Source organism: Flagellimonas hymeniacidonis (assembly GCF_008040165.1).
Taxonomy (GTDB): domain Bacteria; phylum Bacteroidota; class Bacteroidia; order Flavobacteriales; family Flavobacteriaceae; genus Flagellimonas; species Flagellimonas hymeniacidonis.
This window is the reverse complement of the sequence record NZ_VRUR01000002.1, coordinates 1,072,557-1,094,190: the sequence shown is the minus strand read 5'-3', so window position 1 is coordinate 1,094,190 and position 21,634 is coordinate 1,072,557. Positions and strand designations below refer to the sequence as shown.

The following is a 21,634-nucleotide window of genomic DNA, read 5'->3' as shown; positions in this document are numbered from 1 at the left end:
AAAAAATGGTAACTTTCTACAAATCATAAAACCAATAAAATGAAAACCAACATTATACTCTTAGTCCTTGGCGTTGTTGTGCTTCTTGCCAGCTGCAAACAAACAAAAATGGAATCTTCTACAACCAAAGAAGGTATGGTCAAAGTAACCATTCTATATCCAAATAGTGAGGGGAAAACGTTTGATATGGACTACTATTCCAACAAACACATGCCCATGGTTGCCCGTGTACTGGGGGATTCTTTAAAGTTATATACCATTGATAAGGGAATCTCGGGCAGAACGCCAGATGAGCCAATTCCATATTTGGCCATTGGCTATTTATACTTTGACAAACTCTCAGCATATCAAAATTCTTTTGGGCCAAATGCAGAAAAAATAGTTGGCGACATTCCAAACTACACCAACATTCAACCCGTTGTTCAAATTAGTGAAGTTTTGCAATGATACCCTAAACTTCAGCAGTACAGTAATCAAACAACGTCCCGCAAAAGTTCAAAAAACAGTCTAATTGATAGAATATACCAAATGAAAAACCAATTGTTAACAATGGCGCTTGCACTGTTTATCTTTGTAGCGTTTGCCCAAGAAAAATCAGAAAAAAAAGAAATTCCTGATGGAGAAATATTCAGCTCCACCCAATCCGTGACCATCAACGGTAAAACCATAACCCTTGCCACAGAAACGGGCACGGTACAATTACGTGATGAAAACGACAAACCCATAGCCCTGTTCGGGTTTACTCATTACCGAAAGACCAACGCCAACAACAGGCCCATTGTCTTTGCTTTTAATGGTGGCCCTTTGTCCGCTTCCTTTTGGTTGCATTTTGGGGTTTTGGGGCCTAAGCGTATCGAAATCAATGATCCCAACTATACCAAACCGGCTCCGTACAAGGTGGTCAACAACGAATTTTCCATTTTAGATAAAGCAGATTTGGTGATGATAGATCCGGTGGGTGTTGGCTTTAGCAAACCCATTGGCGAAGCCAAATGGGAAGATTTTTGGGGTGTGGACCAAGATATTAGAAGCATTGGCCTTTTTATAGAACAGTTTATTATCAAAGCCGAAAAAATGAACGCACCTAAATACCTGCTTGGCGAAAGCTACGGCACGTTTAGAAATGCCGGCCTGGTAAAGCACCTTCAAGATAAAGGAATTGCCATGAACGGCATAATCATGGTATCGGCAGTTTTTGATTTACAGCATTTGCTGTTTGGGCCAGGTGACGATACCGCCTATTTGATTCACTATCCTACCTATGCGGCCACAGCTTGGTATCATAACAAAGTAAAAAACAAAGGTGATAGCTTGGAATCCTTTTTGGATGAGGTTCGCGGCTTTACACAAAACGAATACGCCCCTGCCCTACTCAAAGGTGATCAATTAAGCGCATCGGAAAAGGCAGCTGTTGCCCAAAAGTTAGCAGATTATTCCGGTTTAAGCCAAGATTTCTATTTAAAAGCGGACCTCCGGGTAACCAATGGTGAGTATTTTCAGGAACTACTTCGAGATAAGGGACTTACAGTGGGAAGGTTAGACTCTAGGTTTACCGGAATAAACGAAGATGTATTGTCGCAATCCTCCTTGACCGACCCACAAAGTGATGCCATTTCCCCACCCTATATCGCCGCTTTTAAAGACTATCTCTATAATGATCTTAAGGTGAGAAAAGATTTGAGCTACACCACTAGTGCCAGTACCCGTAAAGGGTTTAAATGGGATTGGAATCATGGAGGTAATGTAATATGGAACATGCAGGTGGCGGTTACAACTTTACCCGATATGACCTCAGCCATGAAACGAAATCCAGATTTAAAAATCCTTATTCTGAATGGGTATTACGATTTGGCCACGGTCTTTTACGGAGTCGAACACTCCATCAATCATATGGGATTGGATGCTGAGCTGAAAAAGAACATCATCATGAAATATTATGAGGCTGGCCATATGATGTATACGCATTTGCCTTCCATGGCCAAGTTTAAAAAAGATGTGGATGAATTTATAGATCAGACGTCCAACTAGAGGCCAGTTTGATTGGCTCCAATGAAGTTGGATACCATTCTAAACCTTGCTTATGGTTTGGTATTATTTCTTGATTATGCCGCGAAATTCCACGACCTTCGTTGTACAACCTTGCAGTATACCATGATTGATAATCCAACCTTGATTTCAATTTGAGGCGCATATTAATTTTGATACTTTGCGCAAGCCTAGTGGCAACATCACTTCAGGCCCAAAAAGATTCGCTCTTATCTAAATTGGATTTTTCTGCCGATTTTCGATTTAGAGTCGAACAGGATTGGAATTCTCAAAAATCTGATGGCACTTTTAGGAATGATCGTTCCCGACTTAGGTATAGGGCACGAGCAGGTGCCACATACGGAGATGAATGGTACCAAGCAGGTTTGCGTATCCGTACGGGCAATCCCCGCAAACAACAGGACCCGCAACTCACTTTGGGGGACAACTTTCGAGAATTTGGCACTCTGCCCATTGCTTTGGAAAAAGCATACTTTCAAGGCAAGTGGTCCACCTTTGCTTTTTGGGTGGGTAAAAATTCATTTCCATTTGCAAAGAGCAATGAACTTTTTTGGAGCGACAATGTGTTTCCGGAAGGGGTTTCTTTGGGCAAAAGCTTTCCTTTCCCATCTGGTGTTGTTGATATTTTGGAGCTCAGAGGAGGACATTTTATCATATCCACTTCCGGCAAGTCTTTTGATCAAGACGCCTATTTTCAAGGATATCAAGTATACGCCTCGTTTTCAGAGAAACGGGTGGAGCTGTTTCCGTCCATATACCTGTTTAAAAATATACCCAATATTCCGGATGGCGGTGATACCTTCGTACTGGATTATACCATCTTACATCTTGGGACGAGGGTAAAATTGCTTAACAGTCCCGGGATTGCCATGGAACTTGATCTGTACCAAAACATCCAAGATTATGACCAATTAGATTCCATTCCCGAAAATTTAAAGGGAGAAAAGTCTGGCTTGGTCGTGGGGTTTAAATATGGCGGCCTAAGACAGAGAAAGGACTGGTTGTTCAAGGTCAGTTATGCATGGTTGCAACGCTATTCAGCGGTAGATTTTTTGGCGCAGAACGATTGGGCCAGATGGGACTATTCCGCCTTTGATTCGCCGGATGGCCGACTGACCAACTTTAAGGGAATAGAACTGGTGGCAGGTCGAATGATCCAAAAAAACCTAAGCCTAACGATGAAATATTATTTTGTGGAACAGCTTGTTCCCTTGGGCCAAGCCAAAGAAACCGGAAGCCGCATACGATTTGACCTCGACGTTAGACTTTAAGAGAATTGTGATTTCCACTTAGTTAGAATTACCTGCCCATATGCAAAGGATATGGAGTACTTCATTTGGGAAACAAAGTACAAATAGAATTTTGGGCAAATCAAAAGTAGACCACGATGCTAACCGCTACTGCAAGATGGCTCCTTGTGGGCCAACTGCTTTGCAGATTTTACAGCAAAATGATAGCGCCAAGTCCCTTAGCAACAATTAAAAAAAATTGGCGTTCTACATTGGAGAATAGAACGCTTATGTTTAGTGCCATTTTTCCACTTCAATTTTTTAATGTTAAAAATACTATGCCAAAGAAAAATTTGGCATTGCTACTGGTATTATCGTGTTTCTTCCTCTCAAATGCCCAAGAAAAGAACAATGTAAAATTAAACATAGCCCCAGGGCTGCTCTTAAAGACCAATTCTGAAAATTTAGGATTACTGCTTAACGTTGAGCCCAGTATTGAAATTTCAACACGGAGCGTAATCGGACTCAGATTTGGTCTGGCCGTGAATCCACAAAAGTTTGAAAATAATGGGAATTCCCAATTCCGTTTCGATACGGAAAAAGATAATGGTATCCTTTCGTTTGTACCAACATATACGTATTACCTAAACGAAAAGTATACCCGTCCTTACGTAGGGATGGGTCTGGGATACTATGTATTTTCTTCAATCGATCTGGTCAATCCTTCCGAAAATGTACCAGAAGGAAGTGTCAATAACCAGGCAGGGTTTCTTATAAGAGGAGGGATTGAATGGCGAAAAACCAAACTCGGATTGGAATACAATTTTGTGTCAAAAGCCGATGTTACAATACCAAATGGCCAAACCGTAGGAACCGTTGATAACAGTTACTTAGGAATATCCATTGGATTTACCATAGGAGGCGGGAGCAACGGAATTTAGTTATTGAATTAACCCCGCTATCACAAGATGGCATCTTGCGGGTATAGATTCCAAAATAAATCAACGTTTTTAAGTAACTTCAAACCTAGAAACTATTAAGCAGTTAAAACTCCAAAACGTATTCACATTTGAAGAAAAGAGAAATTCTCATTGCTGCAAGATTGTATTTTATAGAGTCTAAATAACAGTAAATGATACGAATACTATACCACTGGGACGTAGCACCAGAAAAATTGGAGCTTTTTATTGAGACGTGGAAAAGAACAACCAACAAAATCCATAAAGAGGTTAAGGGAGCAAGAGGTAGTTTTATGGTACAGAGCGATAGCGACCCTACAGCAATTAAAACAATAGCAAGATGGGATGCTCTTGATGACTGGAAGAAATTTTGGAATGAGGGCAACCATAGCCAAATGGTATCCATGCATGATTTGGGAGAACGTGTCTCCGTAGAAGTTTTTAAGGAAATAGATGATTTTACAAGCTAAGATAAAGTGCCCTTCTCTGCCTCAAGATTATATCTTGTAATACATTTGGAATACAAATGCCTTTATTAAGAACAATAGCTGAGACTGATATACAACATGTCACATTACTATAAAGTCTTCGTCTTTATATAAACAACATAACCATGAAAAATCTAATCTTAGGGCTTTTCCTAACCTCCCTATTTTGTTCCTACGCCCAAAAAACGGCAATCAAAAACCCAGAGAGCCTTCGTATAGAACTCAACAACGGCCATTGGTTTAATGGAAACACTTTTGAAGAAAAAACCGTTTGGGTAAAAGACGGCATCTTAAGTTTTTCTAAGAAAAACACGCAAAATGACACTGTTATTGACCTCACTGGCAAATATGTGATACCCCCTTTTGCCGAGGCCCATAACCACAACTTGGAAAGCGATTATGAACTGGAAAAACGCATTAGTGCATACCTAGATAATGGCGTTTTTTATGTAAAGCACCTTTCCTCTATAAAAAAACGGATAGATCCCTTAATGCACCACTACAATAAACCAAACGGCATAGACGTAAGCTTGGCTCATGCCCCCTTAACGGGAACTGGTGGACATCCTGTTGCACTAAGAAAGAGATTTCTTGGGTATGGCCATTTCGAGGGGCTTTTCAATACTATAGAAGAGCTTGAGTCGCACGGTTATTTTATTATAGACAATACCGATGACCTAAATCATAAATGGGAGCAAGTGTTATCTTTTAAACCCGATTTTATAAAAATCAACTTGCTCTATTCCGAAGAATACCAGAAACGGAAAAACGATACGGCCTATTTTGGCAAAAAAGGTCTTGATCCTGACTTGGTGCCCCCTATCTTGGCCAAAGCGCACCAGAGTAAGTTGCGGGTAAGCGCACATGTGGCCACTGCTCATGATTTTCATGTTGCAATTAACGCTGGTGTGGATGAAATTGCCCACCTTCCAGAGATTCATAACGGCAAGCCCATTGCGCTGGAAGATGCTCAATTGGCTGCGCAAAAGGGTGTAGTGGTGACAACCACAGCTTCCTTGGTCACTAAAAACAGGAAAAAAACCAATTACGAACAATTACTGGGCAATGTGCGATCCAATTTAAAAACCCTAAAGGAAGCTGGCGCTACCATCGCCATTGGTTCCGACATGTACAACGATAATTCCGTGGGAGAATTCCAATTGCTACATTCCCTAGACCAGTTCAGCAACTTGGAGCTACTTAAAATGTGGTGTGAAAACTCGGCAACCACCACCTTCCCCCATAGAAAGATTGCCCATTTAAAGGAAGGGTATGAAGCTAGCTTTTTGGTATTGAATGTGAACCCTTTGGAACATATGGATAACATAAACAAGTCGATTGGTTTAAGAGTGAAGCAGGGTACTATTCTAAATTGACCGATAGAATTGTTAGGAATTGTGAACGATGAATTGTCATCCCTTTTTTAGAATTTTAATGCGCCTCATCTAAAAGCTCCCTTTATAAGAAGTAGGCTTTCAATCCTAGGCTCCGTATCTTTGTACTGTGAAAGAGAATAAAAAAATCATTCTGTTTGATGGTGTTTGCAACCTCTGTAATGGAGTAATCCAGTTTGTGATCAAACGAGATAAAAAGGATACGTTTCGGTATGCTGCGCTGCAAAGCGAAATCGGTGCCCAATTGATTGCAGAACGGGCCATTGATACCACAAAAGTGGATTCCATTATTTTGATTGAACCGGGGGTCGCCTATTTTACCAAATCTGATGCTGCCTTAGAAATAAGTAAAAGCTTTGGGGGAGGTTGGAAATTATTGAGCATTTTCACTTGGATACCCAAATCTTTTAGAGATGTTGTATATGACCTAATAGCACGCAATAGATATAAATTGTTCGGTAGAAAGGATGCTTGTATGATTCCCACACCTGAACTTCAGGCCAAGTTTTTAGATTCATAAATAGGTATGGAAAAGCTATCGCATAAGATTTATGATTATTTAATTGGTTCTGGACTGGCACCCGAATGGGCTTCATATATCAATCTTGCTATTCTACTTGTCGGCCTTCTCGCTATACTGTTCTTGCTTGATTTTATCCTAAGAAAAATATTGGTTGGACTGTTTACACGATTATCCATAAAATCCAAAACACATTTTGATGATTTTTTGGTCAAGAACCGTGCTCCACGCAATATTGCACACATTATTCCTTTGGTGATACTCTTCAAAGCAATTCCATTTGTTTTTCGGGATTTTCCAGCAGCAGAACCATTCCTATTACAAATCATAGAGGTCATAGGTATTTTTCTTTTTCTATGGATTGTTCGCAGCCTTCTACACACCATTAAAGATTTCCTTAAAACCCTACCGAGCTTAAAGGATAAACCAATAGACAGCTATATTCAGGTATTCATGATTTTTGCATGGGCTTTTGGATTGTTCTTTGCCTTTTCTATTATCACTGGAATTGAATTATGGAAGTTCTTTACCGCTTTAGGAACTGCATCCGCAGTTATCATCCTTGTGTTCAGGGATACTATTATGGGGTTTGTTGCCAGTATTCAAGTATCTATCAATGACATGGTACGTATTGGTGACTGGATCACTTTTGATAAATACGGAGCAGATGGTGACGTCATAGAAATAAATCTCGCTACGGTAAAAGTCCAGAATTTTGATAAGACCATTACTACAATTCCAACCTATGCGCTTATTTCAGATTCGTTCAAAAACTGGCGTGGAATGACCAATTCTGGTGGCAGGCGAATTAAAAGAGCTTTACTAATTAAACAAGAAAGTATCCGTTTTCTAGAGAAAAGTGATGTGGAGTCCCTTCAAAAAATCGAATTGATATCAGAATACTTAAAAAACCGAAGTGCTGATATTGAAAAGTACAATACCGAGCATAATGTGGACAAATCAATGCTCCTCAATGGTAGGAATTTGACCAATATTGGCATTTTTAGAAAGTACATTGATGCATATCTTAACAATCATTCTGCCGTGAATAAGGAAATGACCATTATGGTGAGGCAACTAGACCCTACCTCACAAGGGATTCCTATGGAGGTGTATGCCTTTAGCATTGATAAACGGTGGGAAAATTATGAGTATATCATGGCAGATATTTTTGATCATCTATTAGCCGCCATTTCTTACTTTGACCTAGAAGGTTTTGAATTGCCAAGCAGCAGTAATTTTACATCGAAGTGATGAGGTAGATATTTTAAAAGATGTAAAAGCAACGTTTGCCTCTATTTATTACCTAATACAAAACCTAACTGTGGAAAAGTTCATCATTACCATACTCTGCTTTATAACCCTTACCGCCTGTTCCAATTCAGATAATGAGCCAAAGGACGATATACTGAGTGGGGTTTGGAATGTGCAAAACATTAGCGGTGGTTTTGTGGGCATGAATCAAGATTTTGAAGAGGAAACCATCACCTGGACCTTTAATGCTTCTGATTCCAAACTTACCGTGGTCAACAACAATGTTCTGGTTGATGTAATTTATGATGGGTTGGATTCAGGCTCATACCCCTACTCCATTATTGAGGTAGATGATGAGAACTTTTTGGAAATAAACGGTCAAGAGTTTGCCGGTATTTCATTTGTAAACAGCCAACTTCTATTAGATCAAAACAAAATGTCTACAGGCACAGGTGCGGATGGGTTTGTTCTGTTGTTCAATTCAGAAAGGGATTTATAGTCCATTTAAGATTCCTGTTTTACGTAACTCCTAAAGTGATTGACGGTTGGGCTAGAATTCTGTATGCATCTTCATAACCATTCGGATATTGAGGGTATTACTCAAGAAACCCCATAAACAGATATTGGATATTGTTTTGTTCATGAATGCCTACTTGTTTTTGGATGAAAACAGGTTTACCAACCTGGAATATGAAATTGGACAGTCAAGAAAGTAAAAAGGAAAGTTTCTCTTTTCAGGTAAAATACCCTAGAGGAAGGTATATTTCACTTTAACATATAGATAAGCATGCCATTTCTTTTGAAATGGCATGCTATTTAAGATTGTTCAGTATAAAATCCAACGTATTGTTCGTATTCAGCTTCTGCTCAAATGACAGACTTTTATGAGTAATGGGTTGCACCAAGCCCAATTGTCTAAGGTGATTCATCTGCTCTTCGTAATCCAGTGAAACCTTTCCGGTGAACAAAATATCTAACGGCTCTTCATTTTGATACCGCTTGTATATTTTTCGCAATCCGCTTAAATACAAACGATCTTTGGTAAAACCACCTCCACGATGTGCTCGTAGCGTAATCCCAAATGCCTCTTCCCTATTTAACTTATACTGCCCGTGGATTAAATCAAAAGTATCAGCAAAACTATAGCCTTTTATTAGACCATCTGCTGCCATAACCCTGTATGCAAGTTCTTTTAATCGCCTAAGCGTTAGTGCTCCGCCCATGTATTCGCTAAAAACAGACAATCCTTCCTGGGTTTCCACATTTTTAGGCAATCCGTTTGAAAATATTTTTAACGGTTGATCTAGACCGTTGAATGTGGTGACCAAATGCACCCCTATTTCATGGTTGGCCAAGGTCAATAATTGATTTTTACTGAATTTGACATTTTTCTTGATCAACAAAGTCTGCGAGCTATTACTCACCATGGCCTCAGCGGCAATATTTGTTGAAAACCGAATTTTAAGTGGAAAAGTATACCTGGTTATATAGTCTTCAAAATAGGCCTTGGCTTCATCTGGAGAAAATACCTTATCCATATCTACTGAACTAGGTTCATCCTTAAAATGAAGTATAAATCTAGCATTCTGCACATCCTTCTCCGTTGGGGTTCCAAATGCGCGAAGGGAATTGTAATAAAACTTTTTACCTTGTCCAATCGTTTCAATGCATTGAATCATATTGGCATAATAGTATATCACATCTTGATATAACTTACGGATAGATTCATCTTCAATACGTTCTAATCTTTGTGAGAAGAAAAGACGCTGAAGTTTGTATGAGTCAAACTTTAATTTGGGATACTTAAATTCTGGTTCTAGGGTATATTTTGAAGCAAAAAAACGATGTTTCTCCTTTTCTATATTCAAAGGGTTCACATAATTGAGCAACTCAATTCGTTTCACCAAACGGTTCAAGTTTGAATCAATATCAAACAGCGCAGGGTATTCCTTTTGTAACTCTAGTTGCCGTTTTACTTCAATCATACGTGCTTTTGGAATTCTTCAACTTGCAAAGGTATCAAATCTTTAAGTTGATTCTCAACGGATTTCACTACTTCGGGATAAATAACGCCAGAAAGTTCATCGCAGTATACTTTTGAAATTTCTGTGGCTAACACCAAAGTGTTTTTGAAGTTTTGTGTGATGTATTTTAAAAAATAGCCATTTCCTTGGAAGGTATCGTTGATTTTTGAGGTTGATTGTATACCATTCGGCAATTGCATTGCGCCTAATTTGGCTCTCCAGCTTTCTATTATAGTCCCGTACCTATTATTATCCACATTCGTTGTTCCCAAATTCCAAACAGGGACCTCCCTATCCCATCGCTTCCAATTGTAACTGTGCATATCAAAAACAATCACATTTCGAAAATTGGATTCTAATTTTGTTATTAAAGCGTTCACTACTTTATAAAAATTTGCATGTTTAGCAAGGCTATGTTGTGTTTCGCTATTCGGTAAAGCGTTTTTCCATAGCTGCTTACCCCATGCAGTATCAAAAATTGCTGTTTCGGGAGGGCGATTCAAATCATATTCAAATCGACTGTCACAGCCTGCAATTACTATTGGGAATCCATTTACCATTTGTTTGGTACATGGGTCTTCCTCATACCAGCGTTCATACTCGGTGTGCAAGCAATTATCCCATAAGGATTGACGAAACTGGTGCCCATCATGCACGGCTCCACAAACAAAGGGAACGTATGTTTCAATTTTTATGGTAAAGGAATAGTCATCAGAAACTGCTTCAAATTTTTTTCCTGATTTAATATTAGAGATAATATCAGAAATTGATAACCTATGCATTCTCTACTTCATTACGTAATCTTGACCTTCTATCAAAGGCCTGCAGTTTATCAATAACTTTGCTTTCAACAAAATCAATGACCTTACATTGTATTTTTGTTTTGTAGACTTTATTCATGTAGGTGATTCCACCTGGTGACATCACATTGACTTCCACCAACTTTCCGCCTATCACATCAATACCAACAAAGAAAAGTCCATCATTGACCAGTTTAGGTCCAATCTGTTTGCAAAGTGCTTTTTCTTCCTTTGTTAAAGTGTGTTTAGCCACAGAACCGCCAGCAGAAACATTGGAGCGATGATCGTCCGAACCTGGTATACGCCTCATGGCCCCAATTGGTTCTCCATTTAATATCAAAATTCTTACATCTCCCTGGTCAGCACCTTCAATGTATTCTTGAAGTATTACATAGTTAGATGTTCCATCTGAGTTGGTTACATAAAAATCCAGTAATGACTTTATGTTAGACATCGCTGCTTTTTCAATTAGGATTACCCCTGAACCACCAAAACCATTTAGTGGTTTTAAAATCATTTTATCTGCTTCGGATTCGTTGATTTGCCTGACCAGATAATTTTTATTTTTGGATACATGGGTAGCAGGAATAATGTTGCTATGGCTATCGCCAAATGCAGCGGTATATAATTTGTTGTTAGCTTCTCGAAGGCCTTGAAGTGAATTGACAATAAACACATCGTCCTTAACTGAATCAAGAAAATTGAGCATTAAGGGATCCAAAGGCGGGTTCGCGCGCATAAAAATAACATCAAACCCTGCCAACGGAAGCATTTCTTCACGAAGGGATGCTTGTTTGTAAAAGGTCTTTAGATTACTGGAAACCTTATCCATTTTATTAACCACGGTACAAAAAGCACTTGTAACACTATTTCTAATGGTCAAATTAGCGGGAGTGCAGAGCGCCACTCCATGTTTCCGTTTTACACATTCATGAATCAATGCTAAACTTGTGTCATTTTCTGAATCAATTTCCTCCCAAGGGTACATTAAAAAACAGATGTTCATAGCTCTTTGTTGATTTGTTATTTTACTTCATCTAAATGGTCGTCCCATTCCTTAATATTTGGTTTACCAAGTTTACCCACAGATTTTGCCACAACCATAGACACCATGGCATCTCCAGTGACATTCACTATCGTTCTGCACATATCCAATGGCCTATCCACCGCAAAAATTAAAGCCAATCCTATTGCCAGTTTATCTGGAGGAAATCCTATGGACTCCAAAACAATCACTAGCATAACCATTCCTGCCCCAGGTACCGCTGCAGAACCAATTGAGGCCAATAAAGCGGTTAGCACTATGGTTAATTGATCCGCAAAAGTAAGGTCAAAACCAAGCGCTTGCGAAATAAAAACGGCAGCTACTCCTTGATACAAGCTGGTTCCATCCATATTGATTGTAGCTCCCACTGGGAGCACAAAACTGGACACCTCTTTGTCCACTCCTATATGTTCCTCAACCCTTTCCATTGTGACTGGTAAAGTGGCAGCACTGGAACTTGTTGAAAAAGCTAATAATTGCGCAGGACTCATTTCTTTCAAGAACCAAAATGGATTCTTTTTGGTATATACTGAAACAACTACACTATAAAATACAATCATTAAAAACAATCCACCAACAACGACACCTGCATACTTCAGTAGCGCAAACAATAAATCTGGGTCACTTGATGATACCACTACACCTGCCAATAAAGCAAATACAGCATAAGGTGCAGAAAGCATAATCAAATCCACCATCTTTAGTACCACATCATTTAAGGCATCGAAGAAATCTTTTAACGGTTTTGCCCGTTCCTCCCCTATCAGCAGCATGGAAATTCCAAGAAATATGGTAAAAAAGATAACTTGAAGCATAAGCCCGTTATCACTCATTGCCTTTAAAGCATTGTCTGGCACCATATCTTCTAAAAACTGTAAAGGGCCACTATCTTTCTGCCGCGTGGCCTCTGCTATTTTTGAAGTAACCCCTGAATCAGTGGCATAGGTCTCTGTTAGTTTAGTTACTGTTTCTTCTGAAATACCATTTCCTGGCTGCAATGCATTAACAAGCAACAATCCTATGGATATTGCTACAACAGTGGTCAAAATATAAATTCCAATAGTTCGCAATCCAATATTTCTAAACTTGGAAATATCCTTTAAATCAGAAATTCCTTTGACTAGTGAAGCAATAATCAAAGGAATGGCTATTAGTTTAAGGAGTTTGACAAAAATGGTTCCGAAAGGCTGAATCCAGTCCGAAACAAAACCTTTACCCCAATCAACTTGGGTCATGACAAAGCCAAAAACAATACCTAACACCATCCCTATAAGGATTTTCCAGTGTAATTCTAATTTACGCATAGTTGGAATTTGCGTAGTAAGATACTATTTTGAGTGGAAAAAAATTAAAGAAGCTATTATATTTTGTTAGTACGTGCAAAAAGGGCGAAGTCTGCTAAAACCATAGCGGCCATGGCTTCTACAATAGGAACCGCTCTTGGAACTACGCATGGATCGTGTCTTCCTTTACCTTGAGTAGTCACTTTTTCACCTTCTTTATTAATGGTTTCATAAGATTGAAGTACAGTTGCAACTGGTTTAAAGGCAACATTAAAATAAATATCCATCCCATTGCTAATACCACCTTGAATACCTCCACTCAGATTTGTTGTAGTGGTGCCATCACTATTATAGGAGTCATTGTGTTCACTTCCTTTCATCGTAACACCATGAAACCCACTACCATACTCAAAACCCTTTACTGCATTGATGGAAAGCATTGCACCTCCTAGTGCAGCATGTAATTTATCGAACACCGGTTCACCTAAACCAATTGGTACATTTTGAATGACACAGGTGATTACACCGCCAATGGTATCTCCCTGCTTCTTAATGGACTTTATATACTCCTCCATTCGATTTGCGGTTTCCATATCTGGACAACGGACTGGATTGGCCTCTATTTTGGAAAAATCAAGTTCTTTATAATCTTTTTCCAATTTCATTTCACCAACTTGGGAAACAAAAGCGTTGATCTTTATATTTGTTAGGAATTGTTTTGCAATAGCTCCTGCCACTACCCTACTTGCTGTCTCCCTTGCAGAGCTTCTGCCTCCACCTCTGTAATCCCTAAATCCATACTTCTTATCATACACATAATCTGCATGTGAAGGTCTGTACGAATCTTTTATATGCGAATAATCCTTAGATTTTTGATTGGTATTATGAATTGCAAAGCCTATTGGGGTTCCAGTGGTCTTGCCTTCAAAAATTCCTGAATAAATTTCGACAGTATCTGGTTCCTTACGTTGCGTGACTATTGCCGATTGGCCAGGTTTCCTTCTATTTAATTCTAATTGGATTTTTTCTATATCCAACATTATCCCAGCAGGACAACCGTCTATTACTCCACCAAGGGCTCTTCCGTGAGACTCTCCAAAAGACGTAAGCTTAAAAAGCTGTCCAAAAGTATTTCCTGCCATTTGCCAAAAATTCGATAAGCCCCAAAGGTAGAAGTTATAAACCGTTTTCAAAAACCAGCTTACCACTTAATGTTTATGTAACATAATAGTGCTTTCCTTGATGTTTTTTTAACTGCTTACTGATGAATTATTGACTTCAATTTCATTTTAAGTTTATTCCTACAGTTTTACTTTGCACTTAAACCTATATCATTGAAAAAAAGAAAGATAGAGCTAGCAGTTATTTCAGATGTTCATCTTGGCACTTATGGTTGTCATGCGGATGAGCTTATAGCGTATCTCAATAGCATTCAACCTAAAAAGCTAATCTTGAACGGTGATATTATCGATATCTGGCAGTTTAGCAAACGGTATTTCCCTGCCTCCCATTTAAAGGTGCTCAAAAAAATCATTGGCATGGCCTCAAGAGGTACAGAAGTACATTATATCACTGGAAATCATGATGAAATGCTACGCAAGTTTAGCGATGCTTCAATGGGTAATTTTAAAATTACCAACAAACTTGTTCTAAATTTAGATGGCAAAAAAGCTTGGATTTTTCACGGTGATGTCTTTGATGTATCCATTCAGAACGCAAAATGGTTAGCCAAGCTTGGAAGCTATGGTTATGATATTCTAATTCTAACAAACAGCTTTATTAATTGGTGTTTGGTCAAGATGGGCCGCGAGCGTTATTCTTTATCCAAACGTATTAAAAGTAGCGTTAAAGGTGCTGTAAAGCATGTCCATGATTTTGAAAAAACAGCTGGTGATCTCGCCATTGAAAACAACTATGATTATGTTGTCTGCGGACACATACACCAGCCCAAAAAAGAGCGATACGAAAACAAAAATGGAAGCTGTATATATTTAAACTCTGGGGATTGGGTCGAAAATTTAACTGCTTTGGAGTACTCTTTTAAGCGTTGGAGAATATACCACTACAACCATGATAAACTATCGCCTTTCTTTGTTGATGAAGACCTGAAAGAAATGGATATGAATGAACTTATAGCCTCGATAACCGACAAAGATGTTGCTATTGAACCCATTACCGAAGAGGGGCTCAAAGAAAAAAATAATGATGAGAAAACCCTAAATAAGCAGGGCCTTTCGTAAAATGGTGACTGGATGCTGTGCCTCCCTTTTCGTTCCATCTTTAATTTGATGCCTACAACTTGTTCCGTTTGCTGAAAGTATAGTTTCTACTTTGCTCTTTCGTATGACTGGAAATAATTTAAGTTCCCCTACCTTCATGCTGGTTTCATAGTGCTCTTTTTCATAACCAAAGGAACCCGCCATACCACAACAACCCGATGCTATAATAGAAACTTTGTAGTTTTTAGGTAAGTTAAGCACATCGAATGTCACTTTCTGATTGGACAATGCCTTCTGATGGCAATGGTTGTGAATCTTTACTGTTCTTTCCTCTTCTGTAAAACTATCAGTGGTTATATTTCCCTCTTTAATCTCAGAAGCTAAAAACTCTTCAATTAAAAATGAATTTGAGGCAAGCTTATCTACTTGCTCTTTATTATGATGCAATCTCTTGTATTCATCCCTAAACGACAATATTGCTGAAGGTTCCAAGCCAACAATTGGGATGTTCTGCTGAAGAAGTACTTCTACTTTCTCCATGTTCTTCCCTACCAGCTTTTTGGCTTGTTTCAAGAAACCTTTGGACAAATAAGTTCGTCCACTTTCTGCATAAAACAACTGTACATCATATCCAAGCTTACAAAGCAGTGCTATAGCATCTTTACCCACTTCAACATCTAAATATTGGGTGAACTCATCAATATATAAAGCCACTTTTTGTAAAGATTGGATGCTTTCAGCCCTAAACTTCTTTAAATAGGCTTCAAAGTTGAAATTATGCACTTTCGGGAGCGTTCTTTGCGCAGCAACTCCAGACATTTTTTTAAGGAGACCACCTGTTGCTTTGGACTCAAAAATTAAATTCGTCAAACCTGGTACTTTACTACCAAGGGCATTCAGTTTTGTATTATAGGCAAACAACTTGCTCCGCAAGGGATAACCATTGGTTTGCTGATATTGATACAAAAATTCTGCTTTTAAGGTAGCCACATCAACATTGCTAGGGCATTCGCTCGCGCATGCTTTGCAACTCAAACATAAATCAAAGACCTCTTTGAGTTCCTTTTGGTCAAACTTATTTGGCTTTTCTGAGTTGGTCAAAAACTCCCGCAATGCATTGGCCCGACCCCTCGTGGTATCCTTCTCATTTTTGGTAGCGTGGTAGCTAGGGCACATACCTCCAGCCATATTATGGCTTTTCCGGCAATCACCACTCCCATTACATTTTTCAGCTGCTTTTAGAATTCCTTCACTATCGGAAAAATCCATTAAGGTTTTTACCTCAGGCTCAGCACGATCAATTTCATATCGCAGTGATTCATCCATAGGAAAAGCATCTACAATTTTGCCAGGGTTAAAAATATTATTTGGGTCAAAAACAGATTTGATTCGTTTCAGCAATTCATAATTAGCTTCTCCAATCATTAAAGGAATAAATTCCGCTCTTACAATTCCATCTCCATGCTCACCGCTAAAACTACCTTTATATTTTTTGGTCAGTTTTGCTACATCTGTGGTGATGGAACGGAATAAAACGACATCATCTGATTTTTTCAAATTAAGAATTGGGCGTAGATGCAACTCCCCTGCTCCGGCATGGGCATAGTAGACCGCATCTTGATCATACCCTTTCATAATTCTGGTGAATTCCCCGATAAAATCTTTTAAATCTTCCAAGGCAACAGCAGTGTCTTCAATACAAGCAACTGCTTTACGGTCACCAACCATATTTCCCAATAAGCCTAATCCTGCTTTGCGCAGTTCAAGAGCTTTGTTGATATCATCACCTTTTAAAACCGGGCTTGCATAGCTTAATCCGGATTTTTGAATGGTCGCCAGTAACTCTTGCAATTGTTTTTCCAGTTCATCATCGGTATTAGCCTTTACCTCCAACATTAAAATTCCCGCAGGATCTCCATCCACAAAAAATCGATTGGCCAATTGTGCTCTATTGTTTTTTGTGCAATCAAGAATGACCTTATCCATCATCTCGCAGGTATGCAAATTATGCTGCATAACCGGGGCTACATCGCTCAAACAGTCTTCTAAACTACTATAATGCGTGGCTACCATTGCTGATAAAGGCGGCGGTAAATCATCCAATTGTAGGGTGATTTCGGTAGTAAAAGCTAAGGTACCTTCACTCCCGGACAACAATTTGCATAAATTAAAATCTTCTTCATTAGCTCCAAAAACCTTGTTCTTCAAAAGTTCATCAACGGCATAACCCGTATTTCTTCTATGGATGCTGGGTTTTGGAAATTCTGTTTCAATATTTTTTTGATTCTCGCTATTGGAAAGCTCACTATCAATTGTTGAATAAATAATGCCTTCAAGTGAAGTTTGATTCTTCTTTCTCTCAAACTCATCCTTATCCAAATCAGTGAAAAATACTTCACTTCCATCTGAAAGCAAACAATTTAGTGCAACAACTTTATCCCTTGTAACACCATATTGAATGGATGTAGTGCCTGAAGAATTGTTGCCAACCATTCCGCCAATCATACATCTGTTGGAAGTTGAGGTATTTGGCCCAAAAAAAAGTCCAAAAGGTTTTAAATATTGATTCAGTTCGTCCCTCACCACCCCTGGTTGAACCGTGACTTGTTTTTTATCCCTATCCAAACTCAAAATTTGGGTAAAATGTTTGGAAACATCTACAATAATACCGTCTCCAACGCACTGTCCTGCCAAAGATGTCCCGGCTGTTCTGGGAACCAATCCCACACGATTTTCGGTTGCAAAGGCTATTAGTATTTGAATGTCCTTCTTATTTCTAGGATATGCTACTCCCAAAGGTCGCTTTCTATAAACAGATGCATCCGTAGCGTACAAGGCCCTGCTCAAGTCATCTATTAATAATTCACCTTGTAATTCTTGGGAGAGGGATTTTAAAAGAGATTTATCCAATCTGGAACAATTTTTGGTTGTCAAAATAAGTTTTATTGTCAGAAAGCTTTACAAAGCTATCTTTAATTTTTAACTAAACGAGAAACTTATGAGGATTACCACATTATTTACTGGTCTTTTTTTGTTTGCAACAATAGTGGCAAGCGCGCAGGACATTTCTGAACATGCATTGGGACTTCGCTTGGGTGACAGCGACGGTTTTGGAGCTGAAATCTCTTATCAAAAATCTATTGGGCGGTATAATAGAGCTGAATTTAACCTTGGTTGGCGAGATAGCAGACAATTTGATGCTTTTAAATTATCGGGAGTGTACCAATGGGTACATCAATTGGATGGAAACTTCAATTGGTACTACGGTGTAGGTGGTGGATTGGGAAGCGTGGAGTTTGAACAGGTCCCAAATGGAGATGACAATGATGGCCTTTTTGTATTTGCAGCTGGAGATATCGGCGTAGAATATAATTTTGATATCCCCCTACTCTTATCCCTCGATTTTAGACCAGAAATTGGTATTTTAGGGTATGATGGTTTTGACAATGACTTTGATTTTGACATTGCCCTAGGCATTCGATATCAATTTTAATTGGTTCATTAAAATACAAGCCCTGACCGTTTAAGAAAAGTTAAGGGCTTTTTTATGCCATATGTAATGAATATCTTAGCGGCTTAAATAGCAAAAAATGAGAAAGATATTTGCAATTACCTTAGGGATACTGTTTTTTGTATCATGCAATTCTAAACCCGAAGGTTTTACCATAAATGCAAAAGTTACTGGGGAGCTCGATAATGGGACTAATGTCTACTTAAAAACTACAGACTCCCTTAATCAGCTGATTGATATTGATACCACAACGGTTCAAGATGGCACCTTTAGTTTTGCCGGAGCACAAAGCAGCCCACAACTTCACTACATTTTTGTTGAATCCAATAGAGGAAATATTCCTTTTATTCTTGAGAATGGGGATATCGATTTGAGGTTTCAAAAAGACAGTATGAACTACGCTAGGCTTAAAGGAACACCACAGAATGAGCTTTTTATGAATTTCTTGGGTGAATCCAGAAAATTATCAGAGCGCGCCAGGTCCATGCAAAATGATATGCGTAATGCCGCACAGCAGCAGGATACAGCAACGGTAACGTCATTGAGAGAAGAATACATAGAATTTCAGGATGAGGTAAAAACGTTTAACGTTGATTTCGCCAAGGAAAATCCAAATGCACTTATTTCTGTTTTGATTTTGGGCAACTTAATGCTTAACAAGAGTCTTCCGAATGATGAAATAAAAGCTATCTACAAGGCACTTACTCCAGAAATGAAACAGTCTGATCCAGGAGTAAAATTGGGAGAACAGCTTGATAAAATTAAGACCACTGAAATTGGGGGAATAGCACCGGAATTCTCAGCACCTACTCCAAACGGTGAGTTACTTGCACTTAGCGATGTAAAAGGAAAATTGACCTTAATAGATTTTTGGGCAGCTTGGTGCAGGCCTTGCAGAGCGGAGAATCCGAATATTGTTTCTGTTTACAATAAGTATCACGATAAAGGATTAAACGTTATAGGTGTTTCGTTGGATGCACGTGCCGAAGATTGGAAAAAGGCAATTGAAAATGATGGCCTGGCATGGAACCATATCTCCAACTTAAAAAGGTTTCAGGACCCAGTGGCACAATTGTACAATATAAATGCAATCCCCGCTGCGTTTCTAATAGATGAGAACGGTGTAATAGTTGCTAAAGATTTACGAGGCCCTGCCTTGGAACAAAAGGTAGCCGAATTACTGAATTAAAATAAAACCACAATAATAAAAAAGCCCGCAACAAGTTGCGGGCTTTTTTATGTTTAAGTCAACTTATATTTTCCCCATTTTTTCCAAGATTAAAAGCAATACAATTGGAATGGCCAACAAGATAACAATCAGGGTGTCCGTTACAAAAAGGTCTGGTTTAAATAATAGTGTAGTGACGTAGCCTCCGATGGCCCCTCCAAAATGAGCAGTGTGGCCAATATTTCCCAGTCTACTTTTCATCCCATAAATAGAATACAATAAATACGCTATACCCAATACATAAGCAGGCAATGGAATGGGTATAAACATAATGCCCAACTGCATATTGGGATTCAACAAAATTGCTGCATATAAAATACCTGTAACCGCACCACTTGCACCAACAGCACTATAATAGGGTTCATTTTTATGAAAGAAAAGTGCCAAAAGGCTACCGCCTATTAAGCTAATAAAATAGATGATGATAAACTTGGGAGCCCCGAACCAATTAATGACCACATTGGCAAAGAAATATAACGTAAACATGTTAAAGAACAAATGTGAAATATCCACATGCAAAAAACCAGAAGTTACCGTTCTTTCCCGTTGGCCCGCTCTAACACCCCCAATGCTAAATTTATATCTTTCAAAAAAAGTAGAATCGCTAAAACCTCTTAAAGAGACCAAAACATTGGCAGCAATAATCGCTATGGTTGCTGCATGTAAATTGAACATATGCTATAAGATTTGGGTTCAAATATAGCTATATTTGCGCACAAGAATTACCTATGCAGTTAGCTGTTTTTATACTTGCTTATCCTTTACTCTGGCTCATATCCAGACTTCCATTCAGAATACTTTATTTTATTTCTGATATCGTGTACCAATTACTTTATCATGTTGTCGGATATCGTAAAAAAGTGGTGCGCAATAATCTAGCATTAGTTTTCCCAGAAAAATCAGATTTGGAGCGTTTGCGAATAGAAAAGAAATTCTATAAACACCTTTGCGATATATTTTTAGAAATGGCAAAGACCTTGGGCATCAGCAATCGGCAAATGCATAAAAGATATGTTTTCACCAACGTTGAAGTTTTACAAAGATTAGAAAGTGAAGGTAAAAACACTATGATAATGATGCCGCATTATGCAAGTTGGGAATGGGTTTTTTCTTTAAACTCACAACTAAATTCTAGGGCCTATGCCATTTATCAGGTTATTCAAAACAAGTATTTTGATAAATTAGTTCGGGATATTAGAGGTAAATATGGTACAACACTCATCCGAACAACGGAAAGTCGAAAAATTATAAAAGATGCAAAAAAAGAGGGGCAATTGATTACTGTTGGAATCATCAGCGACCAGTCCCCAATGCTCAACAGAACCCGTCATTGGGCAAAATTTATGAATATCACGGTGCCCATTCACGTGGGAGGCGAAGAACTTTGTAAGGTTCTTGATATGATTCCGATTTATCTTAAAGTTGAAAAACTAAAACGAGGTTATTATCAAGGAACTTTTAAGGTCCTATCAGAAAAGCCAACTGAGGTAGAAGGATATAAAATTTCAGAAGCATTTTTGAAAGAGGTTGAAAAATCAATTTATGAAGCCCCTGAATATTATTTTTGGACACATAAAAGATGGAAGCATAAAGACAAAGTCCCAAAAGAATTCCAAAGTATGCAAGAATAAGCT

20 protein-coding genes are annotated in these 21,634 nt (G+C 38.6%); 13 read left to right on the top strand and 7 right to left on the bottom strand.

Annotated features, from left to right (window positions below):
- Positions 1–39 precede the first annotated feature (39 nt).
- The 9 genes from FVB32_RS13805 (at position 40) to FVB32_RS13765 (ending at position 8,389) form a co-directional block, all read left to right on the top strand.
- Positions 40–447: an EthD family reductase gene (locus FVB32_RS13805; protein WP_147744381.1), complete on the top strand. Its 408-nt coding sequence runs from the start codon at positions 40–42 to the stop codon at positions 445–447.
- A gap of 81 nt (positions 448–528) precedes the next feature.
- A complete protein-coding gene (locus FVB32_RS13800; protein ID WP_147744380.1) occupies positions 529–2,028 on the top strand; it encodes a S10 family peptidase in 1,500 nt (499 codons plus the stop codon).
- A gap of 191 nt (positions 2,029–2,219) precedes the next feature.
- The gene (locus FVB32_RS13795) at positions 2,220–3,317 is read left to right on the top strand and encodes a putative porin (RefSeq protein WP_187269577.1); all 1,098 of its coding nucleotides are present in this window, start codon (positions 2,220–2,222) and stop codon (positions 3,315–3,317) included.
- Between the two features lie 296 nt (positions 3,318–3,613).
- Positions 3,614–4,216: a DUF3575 domain-containing protein gene (locus tag FVB32_RS13790; protein WP_147744378.1), complete on the top strand. Its 603-nt coding sequence runs from the start codon at positions 3,614–3,616 to the stop codon at positions 4,214–4,216.
- 191 nt (positions 4,217–4,407) lie between these two features.
- The gene (locus tag FVB32_RS13785) at positions 4,408–4,704 is read left to right on the top strand and encodes an antibiotic biosynthesis monooxygenase family protein (RefSeq protein WP_147744377.1); all 297 of its coding nucleotides are present in this window, start codon (positions 4,408–4,410) and stop codon (positions 4,702–4,704) included.
- A gap of 143 nt (positions 4,705–4,847) precedes the next feature.
- A complete protein-coding gene (locus tag FVB32_RS13780) occupies positions 4,848–6,098 on the top strand; it encodes an amidohydrolase family protein (protein WP_147744376.1) in 1,251 nt (416 codons plus the stop codon).
- 127 nt (positions 6,099–6,225) lie between these two features.
- Positions 6,226–6,636, top strand: a complete 411-nt coding sequence (locus FVB32_RS13775) for a thiol-disulfide oxidoreductase DCC family protein (protein ID WP_147744375.1) — start codon at positions 6,226–6,228, stop codon at positions 6,634–6,636.
- 6 nt (positions 6,637–6,642) lie between these two features.
- Complete coding sequence (locus FVB32_RS13770; protein WP_147744374.1) at positions 6,643–7,890, top strand: mechanosensitive ion channel family protein; 1,248 nt, start codon at positions 6,643–6,645, stop codon at positions 7,888–7,890.
- Positions 7,853–8,389, top strand: a complete 537-nt coding sequence (locus tag FVB32_RS13765) for a hypothetical protein (protein WP_147744373.1) — start codon at positions 7,853–7,855, stop codon at positions 8,387–8,389. Before FVB32_RS13770 ends, FVB32_RS13765 begins: the two co-directional genes overlap by 38 nt.
- A gap of 313 nt (positions 8,390–8,702) precedes the next feature.
- On the opposite strand, the gene FVB32_RS13760 is transcribed toward FVB32_RS13765, so the two are convergent.
- The 5 genes from FVB32_RS13760 to aroC are packed head-to-tail and all read right to left on the bottom strand — an operon-like array spanning position 8,703 to position 14,184.
- Positions 8,703–9,875 (bottom strand): flavohemoglobin expression-modulating QEGLA motif protein, encoded by a 1,173-nt coding sequence (locus tag FVB32_RS13760; protein WP_147744372.1) that lies wholly within the window; start codon positions 9,873–9,875, stop codon positions 8,703–8,705.
- Complete coding sequence (locus FVB32_RS13755; protein WP_147744371.1) at positions 9,872–10,696, bottom strand: N-formylglutamate amidohydrolase; 825 nt, start codon at positions 10,694–10,696, stop codon at positions 9,872–9,874. The genes FVB32_RS13760 and FVB32_RS13755 overlap by 4 nt, the downstream gene beginning before the upstream one ends.
- Positions 10,689–11,720 (bottom strand): glutathione synthase, encoded by a 1,032-nt coding sequence (gene gshB, locus FVB32_RS13750; RefSeq protein ID WP_147744370.1) that lies wholly within the window; start codon positions 11,718–11,720, stop codon positions 10,689–10,691. Before gshB ends, FVB32_RS13755 begins: the two co-directional genes overlap by 8 nt.
- A 17-nt stretch (positions 11,721–11,737) precedes the next feature.
- The gene (locus tag FVB32_RS13745) at positions 11,738–13,063 is read right to left on the bottom strand and encodes a dicarboxylate/amino acid:cation symporter (RefSeq protein ID WP_147744369.1); all 1,326 of its coding nucleotides are present in this window, start codon (positions 13,061–13,063) and stop codon (positions 11,738–11,740) included.
- A gap of 56 nt (positions 13,064–13,119) precedes the next feature.
- Positions 13,120–14,184 (bottom strand): chorismate synthase, encoded by a 1,065-nt coding sequence (gene aroC / locus FVB32_RS13740; protein WP_147744368.1) that lies wholly within the window; start codon positions 14,182–14,184, stop codon positions 13,120–13,122.
- A gap of 192 nt (positions 14,185–14,376) precedes the next feature.
- On the opposite strand from aroC, the gene FVB32_RS13735 reads away from it, so the two are divergent.
- Positions 14,377–15,282, top strand: coding sequence for a UDP-2,3-diacylglucosamine diphosphatase (locus FVB32_RS13735; RefSeq protein ID WP_147744367.1), 906 nt, complete (start codon positions 14,377–14,379; stop codon positions 15,280–15,282).
- Here FVB32_RS13735 and FVB32_RS13730 read toward each other — a convergent pair.
- Entirely contained in the window at positions 15,259–18,171 is a 2,913-nt protein-coding gene (locus FVB32_RS13730; RefSeq protein WP_147744366.1) for an FAD-binding and (Fe-S)-binding domain-containing protein, read from the bottom strand. The genes FVB32_RS13735 and FVB32_RS13730 overlap by 24 nt on opposite strands.
- 88 nt (positions 18,172–18,259) lie before the next feature.
- Here FVB32_RS13730 and FVB32_RS13725 point away from each other — a divergent pair, with 88 nt between their 5' ends.
- Both FVB32_RS13725 and FVB32_RS13720 read left to right on the top strand, forming a co-directional pair.
- The gene (locus FVB32_RS13725) at positions 18,260–18,754 is read left to right on the top strand and encodes a hypothetical protein (protein WP_147744365.1); all 495 of its coding nucleotides are present in this window, start codon (positions 18,260–18,262) and stop codon (positions 18,752–18,754) included.
- A 97-nt stretch (positions 18,755–18,851) separates the two neighbouring features.
- Complete coding sequence (locus FVB32_RS13720) at positions 18,852–19,961, top strand: TlpA disulfide reductase family protein (RefSeq protein ID WP_147744364.1); 1,110 nt, start codon at positions 18,852–18,854, stop codon at positions 19,959–19,961.
- 63 nt (positions 19,962–20,024) lie between these two features.
- On the opposite strand, the gene FVB32_RS13715 is transcribed toward FVB32_RS13720, so the two are convergent.
- Positions 20,025–20,675: a rhomboid family intramembrane serine protease gene (locus FVB32_RS13715; protein WP_147744363.1), complete on the bottom strand. Its 651-nt coding sequence runs from the start codon at positions 20,673–20,675 to the stop codon at positions 20,025–20,027.
- 53 nt (positions 20,676–20,728) lie between these two features.
- On the opposite strand from FVB32_RS13715, the gene FVB32_RS13710 reads away from it, so the two are divergent.
- Positions 20,729–21,631, top strand: coding sequence for a lysophospholipid acyltransferase family protein (locus FVB32_RS13710; protein WP_147744362.1), 903 nt, complete (start codon positions 20,729–20,731; stop codon positions 21,629–21,631).
- Positions 21,632–21,634: the final 3 nt, after the last annotated feature.

What these genes read in the sequence shown, in the direction of transcription:
- FVB32_RS13805 (WP_147744381.1), top strand. Translation starts at nt 40, where the DNA reads ATGAAAACCAACATTATACTCTTAGTCCTTGGCGTTGTTGTGCTTCTT.
- FVB32_RS13800 (WP_147744380.1), top strand. Translation starts at nt 529, where the DNA reads ATGAAAAACCAATTGTTAACAATGGCGCTTGCACTGTTTATCTTTGTA.
- FVB32_RS13790 (WP_147744378.1), top strand. Translation starts at nt 3,614, where the DNA reads ATGCCAAAGAAAAATTTGGCATTGCTACTGGTATTATCGTGTTTCTTC.
- FVB32_RS13785 (WP_147744377.1), top strand. Translation starts at nt 4,408, where the DNA reads ATGATACGAATACTATACCACTGGGACGTAGCACCAGAAAAATTGGAG.
- FVB32_RS13780 (WP_147744376.1), top strand. Translation starts at nt 4,848, where the DNA reads ATGAAAAATCTAATCTTAGGGCTTTTCCTAACCTCCCTATTTTGTTCC.
- FVB32_RS13770 (WP_147744374.1), top strand. Translation starts at nt 6,643, where the DNA reads ATGGAAAAGCTATCGCATAAGATTTATGATTATTTAATTGGTTCTGGA.
- FVB32_RS13760 (WP_147744372.1), bottom strand. Translation starts at nt 9,875, where the DNA reads ATGATTGAAGTAAAACGGCAACTAGAGTTACAAAAGGAATACCCTGCG.
- FVB32_RS13755 (WP_147744371.1), bottom strand. Translation starts at nt 10,696, where the DNA reads ATGCATAGGTTATCAATTTCTGATATTATCTCTAATATTAAATCAGGA.
- gshB (WP_147744370.1), bottom strand. Translation starts at nt 11,720, where the DNA reads ATGAACATCTGTTTTTTAATGTACCCTTGGGAGGAAATTGATTCAGAA.
- FVB32_RS13745 (WP_147744369.1), bottom strand. Translation starts at nt 13,063, where the DNA reads ATGCGTAAATTAGAATTACACTGGAAAATCCTTATAGGGATGGTGTTA.
- aroC (WP_147744368.1), bottom strand. Translation starts at nt 14,184, where the DNA reads ATGGCAGGAAATACTTTTGGACAGCTTTTTAAGCTTACGTCTTTTGGA.
- FVB32_RS13725 (WP_147744365.1), top strand. Translation starts at nt 18,260, where the DNA reads ATGAGGATTACCACATTATTTACTGGTCTTTTTTTGTTTGCAACAATA.
- FVB32_RS13720 (WP_147744364.1), top strand. Translation starts at nt 18,852, where the DNA reads ATGAGAAAGATATTTGCAATTACCTTAGGGATACTGTTTTTTGTATCA.
- FVB32_RS13715 (WP_147744363.1), bottom strand. Translation starts at nt 20,675, where the DNA reads ATGTTCAATTTACATGCAGCAACCATAGCGATTATTGCTGCCAATGTT.
- FVB32_RS13710 (WP_147744362.1), top strand. Translation starts at nt 20,729, where the DNA reads ATGCAGTTAGCTGTTTTTATACTTGCTTATCCTTTACTCTGGCTCATA.